This is a genomic window from Rhodococcus sp. MSC1_016, assembly GCF_023667485.2.
GTDB lineage: Bacteria > Actinomycetota > Actinomycetes > Mycobacteriales > Mycobacteriaceae > Rhodococcus_F > Rhodococcus_F oxybenzonivorans.
In genome coordinates this window covers 6,946,982-6,961,666 of record NZ_JAMOZI020000001.1, presented here as the reverse complement: position 1 = coordinate 6,961,666, position 14,685 = coordinate 6,946,982, and the positions used below count along the sequence as shown (strand labels likewise).

At 63.4% G+C, this 14,685-nt stretch carries 14 protein-coding genes; 7 read left to right on the top strand and 7 right to left on the bottom strand.

The features are described 5' to 3' along the window. Positions 1 to 286: 286 nt before the first annotated feature. Genes L1080_RS32345 through L1080_RS32320 form a run of 6 tightly spaced genes read right to left on the bottom strand, consistent with a single transcriptional unit; the run spans position 287 to position 6,373 of the window. The gene (locus tag L1080_RS32345) at positions 287 to 1,861 is read right to left on the bottom strand and encodes an AMP-binding protein (protein WP_250777982.1); all 1,575 of its coding nucleotides are present in this window, start codon (positions 1,859 to 1,861) and stop codon (positions 287 to 289) included. Continuing rightward, the gene (locus L1080_RS32340; protein WP_250777980.1) at positions 1,858 to 3,117 is read right to left on the bottom strand and encodes a bifunctional 3,4-dihydroxy-2-butanone-4-phosphate synthase/GTP cyclohydrolase II; all 1,260 of its coding nucleotides are present in this window, start codon (positions 3,115 to 3,117) and stop codon (positions 1,858 to 1,860) included. The genes L1080_RS32345 and L1080_RS32340 overlap by 4 nt, the downstream gene beginning before the upstream one ends. Then, entirely contained in the window at positions 3,114 to 3,626 is a 513-nt protein-coding gene (locus L1080_RS32335; protein WP_159924243.1) for a flavin reductase family protein, read from the bottom strand. Before L1080_RS32335 ends, L1080_RS32340 begins: the two co-directional genes overlap by 4 nt. 19 nt (positions 3,627 to 3,645) lie before the next feature. Beyond that, a complete protein-coding gene (locus L1080_RS32330) occupies positions 3,646 to 4,482 on the bottom strand; it encodes a fumarylacetoacetate hydrolase family protein (RefSeq protein WP_159924241.1) in 837 nt (278 codons plus the stop codon). Next, entirely contained in the window at positions 4,482 to 5,441 is a 960-nt protein-coding gene (gene dapA / locus L1080_RS32325; protein ID WP_159924239.1) for a 4-hydroxy-tetrahydrodipicolinate synthase, read from the bottom strand. The genes L1080_RS32330 and dapA overlap by 1 nt, the downstream gene beginning before the upstream one ends. After that, positions 5,438 to 6,373 carry an ornithine cyclodeaminase family protein gene (locus L1080_RS32320; protein ID WP_250777977.1) on the bottom strand — a complete coding sequence of 312 codons (936 nt, stop codon included), beginning with the start codon at positions 6,371 to 6,373 and terminating at the stop codon, positions 5,438 to 5,440. Before L1080_RS32320 ends, dapA begins: the two co-directional genes overlap by 4 nt. A 201-nt stretch (positions 6,374 to 6,574) precedes the next feature. Here L1080_RS32320 and L1080_RS32315 point away from each other — a divergent pair, with 201 nt between their 5' ends. Next, positions 6,575 to 7,483: a LysR family transcriptional regulator gene (locus L1080_RS32315; RefSeq protein WP_250777968.1), complete on the top strand. Its 909-nt coding sequence runs from the start codon at positions 6,575 to 6,577 to the stop codon at positions 7,481 to 7,483. A 16-nt stretch (positions 7,484 to 7,499) separates the two neighbouring features. Here L1080_RS32315 and L1080_RS32310 read toward each other — a convergent pair whose 3' ends face one another. Continuing rightward, the gene (locus tag L1080_RS32310) at positions 7,500 to 8,645 is read right to left on the bottom strand and encodes an LLM class flavin-dependent oxidoreductase (protein ID WP_159924233.1); all 1,146 of its coding nucleotides are present in this window, start codon (positions 8,643 to 8,645) and stop codon (positions 7,500 to 7,502) included. Positions 8,646 to 8,931: 286 nt separating this feature from the next. Here L1080_RS32310 and L1080_RS32305 point away from each other — a divergent pair, with 286 nt between their 5' ends. The 6 genes from L1080_RS32305 to L1080_RS32280 all read left to right on the top strand — a co-directional run bounded on the left by L1080_RS32305 (position 8,932) and on the right by L1080_RS32280 (position 14,681). Next, positions 8,932 to 10,113, top strand: a complete 1,182-nt coding sequence (locus tag L1080_RS32305) for a cytochrome P450 (RefSeq protein WP_250777966.1) — start codon at positions 8,932 to 8,934, stop codon at positions 10,111 to 10,113. A gap of 6 nt (positions 10,114 to 10,119) precedes the next feature. Then, on the top strand, positions 10,120 to 10,323 hold the full coding sequence (locus tag L1080_RS32300) for a ferredoxin (RefSeq protein WP_250777964.1): 204 nt from the start codon (positions 10,120 to 10,122) through the stop codon (positions 10,321 to 10,323). Positions 10,324 to 10,325: 2 nt separating this feature from the next. Continuing rightward, entirely contained in the window at positions 10,326 to 11,525 is a 1,200-nt protein-coding gene (locus L1080_RS32295) for an NAD(P)/FAD-dependent oxidoreductase (protein ID WP_159924227.1), read from the top strand. Positions 11,526 to 11,538: 13 nt separating this feature from the next. Further along, positions 11,539 to 12,912 (top strand): MFS transporter, encoded by a 1,374-nt coding sequence (locus L1080_RS32290; protein WP_250777962.1) that lies wholly within the window; start codon positions 11,539 to 11,541, stop codon positions 12,910 to 12,912. Continuing rightward, positions 12,909 to 14,009: a cupin domain-containing protein gene (locus tag L1080_RS32285; RefSeq protein ID WP_250777960.1), complete on the top strand. Its 1,101-nt coding sequence runs from the start codon at positions 12,909 to 12,911 to the stop codon at positions 14,007 to 14,009. Before L1080_RS32290 ends, L1080_RS32285 begins: the two co-directional genes overlap by 4 nt. Before the next feature lie 465 nt (positions 14,010 to 14,474). Continuing rightward, on the top strand, positions 14,475 to 14,681 hold the full coding sequence (locus L1080_RS32280) for a hypothetical protein (protein WP_250777952.1): 207 nt from the start codon (positions 14,475 to 14,477) through the stop codon (positions 14,679 to 14,681). Positions 14,682 to 14,685: the final 4 nt, after the last annotated feature.

Genomic DNA, 14,685 nt, shown 5'->3' with positions numbered 1-14,685 from the left:
GACCTTCTGGTACTCGGCGACGTTCGTCACGACGATGAGGATGTGGTTCTTGGTGGCCATTGCGGTCTGCTGATCGGGTGCGAGGTCTCAGCGGCGTCGGGCAGCGGCCTCACCCGCACTCGGTACCACGGTGCTTCTTCCCTCAGGGAACGTGTCGCCGCCTTCAACTGCACGTTACCGAGAGTTCGGCGGATGAACCTGTGTTCATACGCGAACCAGTAGTCGTCACAGGACTTGTTTCGCGTAGGGGTCGGTGGCCCTTTACGGCGGAGAGCAGCGAGCTGCGCTATTCCACCGTCGCTGACCGCGCCTGCGGAGCTTCCGGTGAAATGAGCTCGCGGAGCCGGTGCTTGAGGATCTTTCCGGTCCCAGACTTGGGCAATTCGCGGAAGTAGACGTGCTTAGGCGTCTTGAAACCCGCCAGTTGGGTGCGGGTGAAGGCGATGAGTTCCTCGGTCGACACCTTCGCGCCCGGCCGGAGCGTGACGACAGCCACCGGGACTTCACCCCACTTCGGGTCTGCGATTCCGATGACGGCCACCTCGGCGACCGCGGGATGGGAGGTGAGTACGTGCTCGACTTCGACCGTGGCGATGTTCTCTCCGCCCGAGATCACGATGTCTTTTGCCCGGTCCCGAATCTCGACCGATCCGTCGGGATGCATGACGCCGAGATCGCCGGTCTTGAACCACTCTCCCATGCGGGCAACCTCGGTTGCAGGGTCGTCGTGGTAATAGCCCAGCATCACCGTGTTTCCGCGAACAGCGATCTCCCCGAGGGTTGCGCCGTCCGCGGGGACGTCGACGACGGGGGCGTCGTCGGTCTTGCCGACGGTGTCCAATACCCGGATTCCTGTGCCGACGATATTGGAGTTGCCCTGCACGGCCATCGCTTTGGACAGATCGGGGTGGCTGAGACTGTTCCATTCGGGGCGTGGTTCGTTCACCACTGCAGGGCCGAAGGTTTCGGTGAGTCCGTAGAGGTGGGTGGTGTGGATGCCGAGTATGGTCAGTTCCGACAGGAGGGTGGGCGACGGTGGCGCTCCCCCGGTCCCTACCTCGACGGTTCTTCCCAGCGGTCCGTTTGCCGCCTCACGATGTTGAGTCAGGTTGGTGAGGACGGTGGGAGCGGCGTTGAAGTGGGTGATGCCGCCACTGCGGAGGTGCCGCCATACCGTGTCCGGGTCGGGTCGATCGAGACAGACCTGCGTTCCTGCGGCGGCGGTGATCGCCCAAGGAAAACACCAGCCGTTGCAGTGAAACATCGGCAGCGTCCACAGGTAAACGGTGTCGAGACCGAGTCGGGCATGGTGGATCATGGCAAGTGCCTGCAGGTAGGCGCCGCGGTGGTGATACATGACGCCTTTGGGCCGGCCGGTCGTACCGCTGGTGTAGTTCAGCGAGATGAGGCTGCGCTCGTCATCAACCGAGCGTGCGTATTCGGGTCCGCCGGCTTCCAGCACCTCGCCCACCGCAAGGGTCCGGATTCCGAAGGAGTCTGCAGCAGGATGGAATTCGTTGTCGTACAGGACGAGAGATGCGCCGGAGTGCTGAACGATGTACGCGAGTTCCGGTGCAGCCAGGCGGTGGTTGAGGGTGACGAGCACACCGCCTGCCAAGGGAACGGCGAAGTGTGCGAGCAGCATCAGTGGGGTGTTCGATGCCAGGACGGCGACGCGGTCACCGCGTGTGACTCCGTGGCCTGCGAGGGTGCCGGCCATGCGGCGGGCAGTGACCGCGAACTCACCGTACGACCACGACCGGGAGTGGTAGGTCATGGCGGTGCGATCGGCGTGGATGGCCTCCGCACGTTCGAGAAAGTTCAAGGGTGTCAGAACCTGATCGCCGAGATCTGCGGTCACAGCACGCTTCTTTCAGAGTCGATGACGTCGGGGATGTCGAGGAGATGGCCCATGCGGTCGCGTTTGGTGCGGAGATAACGCACGTTGTCGGTGGTTGCGTTACTCGAGAGCGCGACGCGGTCGACGACCTCGAGCCCATAGCGGGTCAAAGCCGCGCATTTGGCCGGATTGTTGGTCAACACGCGAACTCTGCCTATGCCGAGGTCTTCGAGAATATGGGCTCCGACCGCGTACGAGCGGGCATCGGCGGCGAGCCCTTGCGCCAGGTTGGCGTCGACGGTGTCCAGACCACTGTCTTGAAGCGCGTAGGCGTTGATCTTGTGTGCCAACCCGATGCCACGACCCTCGTGCCCCCGTAGGTAGATCACCGCGCCACAGTGCTCCTGACTGACCGCCACCAGTGCCTGCTCGAGTTGGCTACCGCAGTCACACCTGGTGGAGGCGAGAATGTCCCCTGTCAGGCATTCACTGTGTAGGCGAACGAGGGCACCGGGTTCGCTATCGGCGGCCGCAGCCACGTCGCCCATCACCAACGCCAGATGCTCGACTCCGTCGTCGCTCGCACGATAGGCGATCGCTTGGAATTCGCCGAAGGCGGTAGGCATTCGTGAGGTGGAAAGTCTCTCCACAGGTGCTGCTTTCGGTCGCCGGAACTCTGCGAGATCGGCGATCGCGACCACGGGCAATCCGTGGCGGTCCGCGAATTTGCGCAGATCCGACCCCCGGCGCATCGAACCGTCCTCTGCCACGATTTCCCCGATCACCCCGACAGGAGCACGATCAGCGAGTGTGAGTAGGTCGATGGCGGCCTCGGTGTGCCCGGGCCGCTCGCGGACCCCTCCCGGTCGCGAGCGAAGCGGGAAAACGTGTCCGGGGCGACGGAAATCACCGGGCACACTGGTCGAGCAGGCAAGGGCCCGTACGGTCATCGCGCGGTCGCCGGCCGACACACCGGTTCCGGCGCCTGTGTGGTCGACTGTGACGGTGAAGGCGGTCTGGTGGGGGTCGGTGTTCATCGGCACCATCGGCGCAAGCCCTAGCTGATCCGCTCGTTCGGTCGTCATCGGGACACAGATGATGCCGGTGGTGTGGCGGACCATGAAGGCCATCTGGTCGGCGCTGACGGTGTCGGCACCGGCCACGAGGTCGCCCTCGTTCTCGCGGTCCTCGCTATCGACCACGACGACCATGCCGCCGGCCCGCAAGGTCGTGACGGCCCGGGTCACCGCGTGATCACCGGGGCGTGACGGAGTCACTGGTGCTCCTGGGCGAGGCGCGTGTGGGTGCCGAAGTCGCGGCGGAAATAGGTGAGTGGCGGTCCGTCGTGAGCTACCGCCTCACGAACCTCACCCAATATGAGAATGTGGTCTCCGCCCTCGACGAAGGAGGACGCGTCACACACCACCCATCCCGGAGCCCCGTCCAAGCGGGGAACACCACTGACCCGTGTCCACGGTGTGTCGGCGAATTTGTCGGCCCCTTTGCAGGCGAAGGCCGTGGCCGCTGCCGACTGGGCGCTACCGAGGATGTTGACGCCGAATCGTCCGCTGCGCTGGATGATTCCGAGAAGCGCCGAGGAGCGATCGAGAGAAACCAGGACCATGGGAGGTGCCATCGACAGAGACGTGAAGGCACTGACAGTGGTCCCGTGGGGTCGTTCTCCGTCCATGGCCGTCACTACCGAGACCGGAGTACAGACAGCAGCCATGACCTCCTTCAGCGATGCTGCGATGTCCTCGTGCTGAGCGATCGACCTTGTTGCCATTTTCTTCCTCCTCGCTACGTCATTTGACGTGGTTGACGAGTCGAGTGACGCCGGGGATGTCGATGGTCAACACTTCCCCGGGCTGTAGGTACCGGGGTGGGTCCTGTCGGAAACCGATCCCCGCGGGCGTGCCGGTGGCAATGATGTCTCCGGGGGTCAGTGTCGTCCAAGTGCTCACGTACTCGATGACGGTGGGAACGTCGAAAACCAGATCCGCGAGAACCCCGGACTGCACTCGGCTGTCACCGAGATAGGTGTGCACTTCCAGGGTTTTCGGGTCGGCGATCTCATCCGAAGTGACCAGCCACGGGCCGATCGACCCGGACTGGTCGAAGTTTTTCCCCGCCGTGGCCTGGGTTCCATGAAGCTGGTATTCCCGAACACTGTTGTCCGCGAAGGCCGTGTAACCCCAAATATGATCCGCCGCATCCTCGGCGCGGATGTTGCGGCCACCGCGGCCGATGACGATCGCGATCTCCCCCTCCCAGTCCAAACTGTCCGACATCGGGGATCGTTCGATCGGCTCTCCGTGCCCGACGAGCGAGGAGGGGAAACGGACGAAGAAGGTGGGGTACCGAGGGGGTTCCTTGTCCATCTCGACGGCGTGGTTGTGGTAATTGAAGCCGACGCAGAGTATCCGCCGCGGATCGGTGACCGGCGGTAACCAACGGGTGATTTCGTCCAGATCGATCAACGGGCATCGACGGAGATCCTGCTCGGTCAGGGAAACGAATTTCTCGATGTCGACGTCCGCGGCCACCACACCGGTGAGCCCGGTGACGTCCCGTGAGCGGCCGTCTGCGTCGAGGACGACGGTCCGCCGATCGCCGCCGTGTTCGACCGTTGCCACGCGCATCAGAACGCCTTCTCTTCGGTCAGGATGGTCGAGAACGCCTTCTCTTCGGTCAGGATGGTCGAGGCCTGACCGAGCAGGGTCTCGATCTTGTCGATGCCCGCCGGTGTGGGCGTGATCAGCGGAGACCGCACGTGCGGTGAGGCGATCCGCCCCTGCTGGTGCAGGACCCACTTCACCGGCGCCGGATTGGTTTCGACGAACAGCAGGTCGACCAGTGGATGCAGCGCATAATGCAGTGCGCGGGCCCCGTCGTGATCACCTGCTGTCCACAGCTCGTACATCCGAGCGACCGTGTGGGGTGCGATGTTGCTGACGGCACTGACGAACCCGACACCGCCGAGTGCCAGCAGCGGCAGACAGAGCAGTTCGATGCCGGACCACACCGAGATACTCTCTCCCGCTTCGAAAATCACCCGGGAGAAGTGTTCGAAGTCCTTCGTCGTTTCCTTGATACCGACGATGTTGTCGAAGTCCTGGTGGAGGCGGGCGACCGTGGACGGATCCAGGTCGACGGCGGTCCGCGACGGGACGTTGTACATGATGATCGGCAGGTCCGGGAACTCCCCTGCGATGGTGCCGTACCACCGGTAGAGCGCCTCTTGGGTGGGGCGCGCGTAGTAGGGGGTGATGATCAGCGCCGCGTCGGCGCCGGCGGCCCGCGCGGCCGCGGTGATCTCGAGGGTTTCGTCCAGCTTGGCCGAGCCGGTTCCGGGGATGAACGGAACTCGATCATTGTTCTCGTCGGCAACGGTCTCGATCGCCTCGATCCGCTCGGCGATCGTCTGAGCGCTGGGCTCTCCGGTGGAGCCACCGATCGACAGGCCGTGCGATCCGGCGGCGATCTGCCACCGGACCAGCCGACGTAGGCTTGCTGTGTCCAAGGCTCCGCTATCGGTGAATGGGGTGATCAGGGGCGCGATCGATCCGGTGATCAGTGCGGTGTCGGTACGGAATCTCATGCCAGTGCTCCTTCGCGGTGGGTCGACTCGAGCACCGTTGCAGCGACAGCCAGATCGGCCAGCCCCATCCCGAGTCCTTTGAAGATCGTCAAAGCAGGGTTCAGCGGCCGTACCACCGCACCGGTGAGAAGATCACCGAGCGTCTTCACCGCAGCCCAGTCTTCGCCGTAGTACTCGGTCAATTCGCGAGACGATCGACGCGCGTTGGCGAGGCTGTCGACGACCGTCAGATCGGAATCGGCCAGCAGCGCAGGATCGAACTCGGCTGTGTGCGGCAGAATCGCCCCGACCGCATTGAGGTGTGTTCCCGCAGACATCACTCCTGGGCTGAGGAACGGTTCCGTCGCCCGCGTGACAAGGGTGACGATCGGCGCCCCGTCGACCGCCTCCGCGAGTGTCGGGGCCGTGACGGCATCCACCCCCAGTGTGTCGCGCACCGTGGCGGCGAATCCGATCCGGCTGTTCTCGGACCGACTCCACACCCGGACCCGGGCGATCGGGCGCACTGCACACACCGCAGCAACCTGCCCCAACGCCTGACGACCGCTGCCGATCACAGCCAGCTCGGCGGCATCGGGAGCACTCATCAGACGTGTCGCCAACCCGGAGACAGCCGCGGTGCGCAGTGCACCGAGCGCGCCGGCCTCGAGAACTGCACGGGGGATACCGGTAGTGGCGTCGAACAGCGTCAGCAGCGCCGAGGCACCCTCAGGGGTATTGACCCAGGTTTTGAAAGCGACGAGACCGGCTCCCTCGTCATAGGCGCCGAGCGCGTGGGCGCTGCTGGCCGGCTCCCAGGTCGTCATCGTCTTGGGGATGTTTCGGGCGGTCCCGTCGACCTCACGGGTAATCGATCCGGCGATCGCTTCGATCGCATCGGCAATCGACACCTTCTCTCGCACTTGCTGTTCCGTTATCCACGGTACGTTCATCGTCGTCCTTGCCAGTTGTGTGTTCGAGGGGGCCGCACCGATGCGCGCTTGTTCGCTCACGGCGCCGGGTCCTCGTTCCCGCGGAACGGATGGCGATCCAAACCACTGCGGCTGTGATGCAGTTAACGATAGAGATCACGTGGTATAAAGCAAATATCAGGATCTCGATATACGCATCACCTATTGCTTATATGAGGAGTTATGGAAGCACAGCTTTCGCTCAAGCGTCTGGAGGTCTTTCGCCTCGTCGTCGAAGAGGGCAGTGTCACTCGGGCCGCAGAAGTGCTGATGGTTGCCCAGCCGGCCGTCTCGGGGCAGTTGCGAGCTCTCGAATCCTGGCTCGGCGCCAAGCTCTTCGTCCGCCGCGGTAACCGCATGCTGCTGACAGAAGCGGGGGAACGCGCGAATCAGTGGGCCAAGGAAATGCTGGCCTCGGCGGCGCAAATCAGGCGCGACGTCGACGAACTCGGCTCGGGGCGCGGTGGCGCCGCGTCCATCGCATCGAGCATGGCGGTGGGGAGTTACCTTCTACCCCCGATTCTGAGCCGGTTCCAGCGTGGCCGACCCGGTGCGGACCTCACCCTGTCCAGCTCGCAACCCAACGAAGCGTTGCGCGCGGTCGAAACCGGTGAGGCGGACTTCGCCGTGGTGACCTGGGATCAGCGACACCTACCGGACACCATGTCCTCCGAAGCCGTTCGCACCGAGCCGATCACCCTCTGCGCCGGACCGGGTCTCGTCGCCCCCTCGACAACGCTGTCCCTCGACGAGGCCTTGGCATTGCCTTTCGTCGGTGCGCCACGCAAGGTGATCTACCAACGAAACCTGATGGAACAGCTCACTCGACTGAGTGACATCGAACCAAATTTCGTCATCCGCTTCGGACATGCCGAGCCGATGAAGCAGGCAGCCGCCGACAACGCCTGGGCGATTTTCGCTCCGCGTTACGTCGTCGAATCCGACCTTGCTACGGGTCGACTACAGGAGCTGACCGTTCCCGGCCTCGAACTTTCCGAGCGTATTGCGTTGCTGTGGCGGCGAGACAAGTATTTCTCCCCACTCCAGCAAGCGGCCGTCGACGAGATTCGTGCCGCACTTCGCTCCCGGTGACGCCACCGAACGCACTTCACCACGACCAGTTGCGGTCCTGCGGTGGCGACCAAACCCCCGCTTCACGCAGATACGGCAGTACGGAGGAGAAGGATTCCAGCTCCTGCGGGCTCCACAGCGGGAAGTTGATCAGCACATTCGTTGTCGCCGTGGTGCTCTTCAGGGAGATGATTTTCTCCGCAACCTGTTCGGGGGTTCCGATCAGCTGCAAGACCGATCCGGCGCCGCCGAACGCGCGGGTTGCTTCGTCCTCCCCCATCTTCTCGTACATCGACCGGGAAGATTCGATCGATCCGAGCACATCGGCGGCGATCTCCTTGGTGGCCTCGACGTTGAGAGACTGCAACAGTCGCGCATATTCCTCCTCGGCCTCGCCCTCGTTGGGGCGCACGATAGCCATCGAGAACGGGCACGTTCCCACCACTCGTTTGCTCTTTTCGGTCAGCGCAGCCAATCGACGATCAACTTCACGCACCTTCTCCTCGGTGTTGGCCAACGTCACCAACTGATCGCAGAACCGTGCCGCGAACTCGGCGCCTGCCGGGGATGCACCCGCGCTGACCAGCAAGGGGTGCGGGTCCTGCACGGGCCGAGGGGTTTTGATCCGTCCGGTCACCCGGTAGTACTTCCCGTCGACGTCGATAGATTCCTGCTCGGTCCACAACCTCTTGACAATGTCGACGAATTCCGCTGCCATGACGTAACGCTCGTCGTGATCGATGAACGGCTCACCGAACAGTGCCGCCTCGTCGGCACTGAATCCCGTCACCACGTTCCAGCCCCACCGTCCGTCGCTGAACGCATCGAGTGTGGCGCCCATCCGGGCGACGTGGGCGGGCTTGTGGTGAGTGGTGTGGAACGTCGAAATGACGCCGATGTGCTCTGTCGTGGCCAGCAGTGCCATAGCCAGTAGCGGCGCATGGAATGCCGGCGACTGGTGCCCGAACTCCTCGGCGACACGCTGGTGCCCGGACCAGTTGTCGGCGATGAACAGGGAATCGAAGCCAACCCGTTCGGCTGCCTGCGCGAGGGCGACCAGGTTCGCTTTCGTCATCGCCGGTGTTCGCCGAGCAGCTTCGTCCGAGTACAGGAAGTTAGTCTTTCCGCTGGGAAAGAAGTACCCGAGGCTCAACTGCGAAGGGTCTTCGGTTCTCGGCTTCATGGGGTCCTCTTCGAGAGTGCTGCACGGAACTCCCCGCACAGGGATTGACAGGGATTGACAGTGATAGCAATCACACTATCGCTCCCTCGCCATAAGGCAAAGACGATGTTCCTGATGTGCGCATAAGCCAACCGTTATTTAGTGATTTGCCGCGGAATAAGCAGAGAGTTATGTTCCTATCTCCAATTCGGTAATTGTTTATATAAAGGCGCCCTCTTACTGTGACGTGAAGCACTGATTTCGAGGAGGGGTCGTCATTACAACACACACCACCGAAGGCGAGCAGATGGCCTCGACGATCGAAGGATTCGATCACCTGAGCCCGAGCTGGAATGACTCGACGCTCTGGGACGCGTACGAGCGCTTGTTGTCGGCCGGCCCTGCGATCTACTCGCCACTCCACGGCGGATACTGGATCATCAGTCGCTATTCGGACGTCAAGGCGGCGCTTCGCGATCATGAGACCTTCTCCTCGGCCTCCGGACACCGGATCCCGATGGTGGACGGCATGTCATCGATACCGATCGACTACGACCCCCCGCTACACACCCATTACCGGTCGTTGCTGACACGGGCGTTGACTCCCGACTCGATACGGGATTTACAGCCGTGGCTCACCTCGATGATTTCCGAGGTGCTCGCCTCGTTCCACCAGTCCGGTGGAGGCGACGCGGTGGCCGACGTTGCGCTGTCGATTCCACTACGCGTGCTCACCAAAATCGTCGGTTTCTCCCCGGCAACCGTGGCACGCTTTCGTGGACTGACCGAGGATATTTGGAGGGACGGGACGGCCGAGTCGCAGCTTCGAGGCCGCGCAGCGCTTGTCGAGGCCGTCGACCGCGACATCGACGAGCACCGCGCCCGTCGGCCCGGCGACTACCTCACCTGGCTACTCGATGCCGAAGTCGACGGACGCCCGATCGACATCGGAGAAATACACTCGGTGCTGTTGACTCTTGCCGTGGCCGGCCATGAGACGACGTTGAATTCGGTGAGCACACTGCTGTATTTACTGGCTTCGGATTTATCGTTGCAGGAGCGCCTTCGCGCGGACCCCGGTGTCGCACCACTGTACGTCGAGGAGATGCTGCGACTCCGCACTCCTGCACAGATGTTTGCTCGCCGCACCACTCGTGAGGTCGATGTCGGTGGTACCACCATCCCGGGAGGCTCATGGGTGCTGCTTCTCAATGCCGCAGCCAATCGTGACTGCCGGCAATTCGAGCACCCGAACGAGTTCGATATCCACCGTTCCGCAAGAGGCCACTTGGCGTTCGGGTGGGGCATTCATCAATGTGTCGGATCTGCACTTGCCCGATCCGAACTGCGCATCCTCCTCGAAACTCTCTGCCAGTATCCGCCGATCACGCTGGCGGCCGGCCCCACCTTCACGGCGATCGAGGCCGGGGCACATTTCGGATTACGAAAGCTCCCCCTGTCTTTCGCCGACTCTGCACCCAGGAGCTGAAACACTATGACACCGCGCATCCACATCGACACTGCGGCCTGCAACGGTTACGGGAATTGCTTGGTCGCCGCACCCGACGTCTTCGACCTCGACCCCGACACCAACATCGCCTTCACCCGGCCCGGCCACCCCACGGACGCAGACCAGGACACCCTCCGGGAAGCCGAAGCCGACTGCCCCGTCCGGGCGATCCGGATCTCCGAGTCCTGACCATGCACGCCGCAGCCACCACTGTCATCGTCGGTGCCTCCGTTGCCGGAATCCGAGCGGCGGCGGCGCTACGACACAACGACCCTCACCACCGCATCATCCTCGTCGACGGTGAAAACGAAGAGCCGTATGACAAGCCGCCACTGTCGAAGGCAGTGTTGTCGAACACCGACCTCCCGTCACCAGATCTGACCGACCACATCGGACAGAACATCGACTACCGCAGGGGAACGGCGGCCGTCGCCGTAGACACCGCGGCGTCGACACTGTCCCTCGGTGACGGGAGCGTCATCCGCTACGACAACGCCATCCTCGCCACCGGCTCCGCACCACGCCATCTGTCCGTACTCGACGGCATACCCGGTGTGCACTATCTGCGAACCTTCGCCGACGCAACTGCGCTCCGCACCGCCCTGCTTCGCCGTCCTCGCGTCATCGTCGTCGGCGGCGGTTTCATCGGCGCCGAAGTCGCCTCCAGTACGCGCGAGCGTGGCCTCGATGTCACCATCATCGAAGCCGGACCCCGGATGGCCGCCCGGGTGCTGCCGGAACCGGTGTCCCACGCGCTTGCATCACTACACGCACGACACGGGGTGACCGTCCGATGCGGAACCACCGTGCGTGGCGCAACCTATGATCCCTGCCGCCAAGACTTCGAGTTACTGCTCGACGACGGCGACACCGTCGTCGGCGACGTAGTGGTGGTGGGGATCGGGACCGCGCCCTGCACCGACTGGGCGGCCGATTCCGCTCTCCCCATTCGGAACGGCTTCGCGTGTGGCCCGGACCTACGGGTGAACGGCACATCGAACGTCTACGCCATAGGTGACGTCGCGCGCTGGTTCAATCCCCGTTACGGCGATGAGATGCGGGTGGAGCATTGGACCAACGCCCGCGAGCACGCCGCGGTGGCCGCGCACAACATCGTGCATCCGCACGCGCCACGCCACGCGTCGACGGTGCCGTTCGTCTGGTCCGATCAGCACGGCACCCGAATTCAGCACGTTGGCGATCCAGACCTGACCGACGTGGACATCGACGCAGTCGAGCTTTCCCACTCCACTCGTGTGTTCACCTACTCGCGCGGCGGAATCACAGTGGGAGCCACCGGCTTCAATGCACAAGGCGCGCTGGCGAAGATTCGCAAACAACTTGTCGACCAGCGCGCACCTTCCCTGGACCGCGCCAACACCCACCACTGAACAAGGACGTGCCATGACTGCACCGCCCACCGATCGTCCTGACCCGAGCACGACTCAGGTGCCCGGACACCCCGCCGAGACGCCTGTCAGTGCACTGCGGCGACGGCGCAGCCTGATCGGCGTCACACTCGGGAACGGTCTCGAGGTATTCGACTGGACCTGCTATGCCGTGTTCGCGCCCTTCTTCGCCAAGGCACTGTTCAACCCGGCGAACGCCACCTCGGCACTGCTCTCCACCTTGGTGGTATTCGGCGTCGGATTTGCAATCCGCCCCTTCGGCGGGCTCCTTTTCGGATGGATGGCTGATCGATTCGGCCGCAAGCACTCACTGCTCGTAGCCATCGCTTGTGCCTCGACCGGGATGCTCCTTATCGGTCTCACCCCGACCTACGCCTCCGTCGGTGTGCTCTCCGGCGCAATCCTTCTCGCCGCTCGACTGCTACAGGGCCTCGCACACACCGGGGAAGTCGCCGCTGCCTACACCTACATCGCCGAAGAAGCGCCTCCCGCCCGGCGGGGCCTCTGGTCCTCCTCGATTTACATATCCGGTTTCCTCGCGATCATGGCCGCCACCATCATGGGCGCCCTTCTGACCACCGCACTCAGCGACCACCAGATGGCCACCTGGGGTTGGCGCCTGCCCTTCCTCATCGGTGCCGCCCTCGGCCTGATCACCCTCTATCTCCGCCGCGGCATGGACGAGACCCACGCCTTCACATCCGCTGCGGCGAAGCCTGCCTCGTCACCCTCTCTCCTTGCGAATCTGTGGACGTACCGCGCCTCCGGGACCCGCGTGTTCCTCCTCATGGCGTCGGTCACCGCCATGTTCTACGCCTGGGCAGTGAGCGGACCGACCTGGGCAATCTCCGTCGCTCACATCGACCCCACGGCAGCGTTGTGGGCCGGCGTGATCGCGCTCGGAGTCAGTGCGTCGGTCCTGCCGCTGCTCGGTTCCCTGTCGGACCGTATCGGTCGACGCCGTAGTTTTTACATCTACGGCTTCGGCGTCGCCGTCACTGCATTCCCCCTCGACCACCTCGCCCGACAAGGCGCATGGCAATTCGGTCTCGGCATGACGATCGCGCTCGTGCTGTTCGCTTTCGTCGCCTCGATCCTGCCTGCTGTCCTGTCCGAACTGTTCCCCATCGGTGTACGCGCCTCAGGCATCGCCATGCCCTATGCACTCTCCGCGGTCGTGTTCGGCGGAACCGCCCCCTACCTGCAGCAGTGGACCGCGCAACACAACGTTTCGTACCTGTTCGTCGGCTACCTCGCGTCGGCCGCTCTCCTCGGCGCCCTCGTCATGCGGTTCACCCCCGAGACCGCCGGCATATCGCTCGAACCCAGCACACCCGACACCAACGATCAGACCCAGGAGAAGAAATGAGCCCGCACGCCCACCTGCTCGACAGTCGCAAGGCACCCCGATACCAGCGGGAACAGTGGTCTCCGCTGATGATCAGCGCCACCGAGATCGACACCGCCTTCGCCGCACTCGAGGCAGGCGAACCCGACGACCGCGGCCGCCGCGAAATGCTGATCGTGCATCCGCAAGCGCCGCAAGGGGTCCGTGGCCTTGCCCCCGCCACACAGGTCAGCCTCGGTGTGCTCCTGCCCGGAGAATCCACCGTCCCTGTCCGCGCCAATACCACCGGCCTGACGATGTGCCTGGCGGGCAGCGGCACGGTTCACATCGATGCCCGCACGATGCATGTGGTCCAGCAAGACGTGTGGACCAAGCCGTCGATGAATCTCGAGGCGCTGGCCAACAATGGCACGACCGCCTTCCGGTATCTGCGTTACACCAACGCGGCACTGCTGGAAGCCATCTCGGCATACTACGAAGACTTCGGCAGCACCGCCGAAACCCACGACCACAATGTCGTCTCCGCACGCGGGCGGCGCGCGAAAGACCTCGCTCCCGCTATCGCGTTGGGCGATGACGGCAGCCAACTCCTGCCCTACGAACACATCATCGACCCGGACCCGATCACCGACTCCCCCCTCCTCTTCGCCTGGTCGGAGGTCAGCCAACACCTCAGCGGGGTCCTCGGCCTCAAGACCGGCTACACGGGTCGGCCACTGTATTGCCTGTACAACCCCTCCACCGGACGCCTGAACGGCACCACACCCTCGTTCTTCGCCACCATCACCGCGATCGGCGGTGACTTCGCCGGTGGAACCCACCGGCACATGAGCTCCGCCATCAACTACCACTTCGCCGGCAGCGGATACAGCATCGTCGAAGGGCAACGCTTCGACTGGTCCGCAGGCGACCTGATGCTGTCCGCACCCGGATGGGCGGCGCATGCACACACCATCAGCGGGGAAGGCGCCCGCATCCTCACCGTTCAAGACCATCCCCTACACGCCTCGACGGGATCGCTCGTCTGGCAAGAAGACATCGACAACGGTGAAGTCTTGGCTCTCGGAACACAAACCGGCTTCGAGACCAACCTCGCCGAATACGCCACACAGCAATAGGCCCCGAGTTAGCGGCAGCGCAAAAGTCATTCCGACGTGACCCGCTCGCAGTAACCGCGCAGGCCTTCGACTTCGCGGTCGTCGATCCCCGTGGACGCCTCACAGATTGAACATCCGTATGAGCAGCCGACATCAACACAAGGGCAGAAGTGGCAGAGGTTCGAAGGCTCCCGCTCGCCCTTGCGAGGATCAACTGATCCTCGAACTCGCCATCGAATGGTTGCCGTTCAACGGACCCTCGTCAGAGGACATCTGGGTTCGATTCGGCATGGGTGGAACACAGTTCTGGGAACGCATCTCGACTTTGCTCGGCTACCGGCGATGGTCATGGTTGCTCGATGCACCCACAGTTCGCGCTCTGTCAGAGCGAGCCACAACAGCGCTGCGCGCCCCGCGAGAACTCATTCGGTAGGCCGAGATGGTCACGGTGATACCGCACAAATCGATTCAGGAGAAATATCAGTCATGACCGACAACGGGACCATCACGGGCACTGCCCGATTCACCGGTGCCCTTTTCGGGCACGGAGACGAGGGTTACGAGAATGCTCGAATCGGCAGGGTGTTTCACAGTCGCACATTTGTTGCACATTTTCGTGCAGAGTTGATGCGGATCCGTTGCGACGGCATTGTGATCGCCACCAGTACCCGGGCGGTGATCGGGTCGGCATAAACAT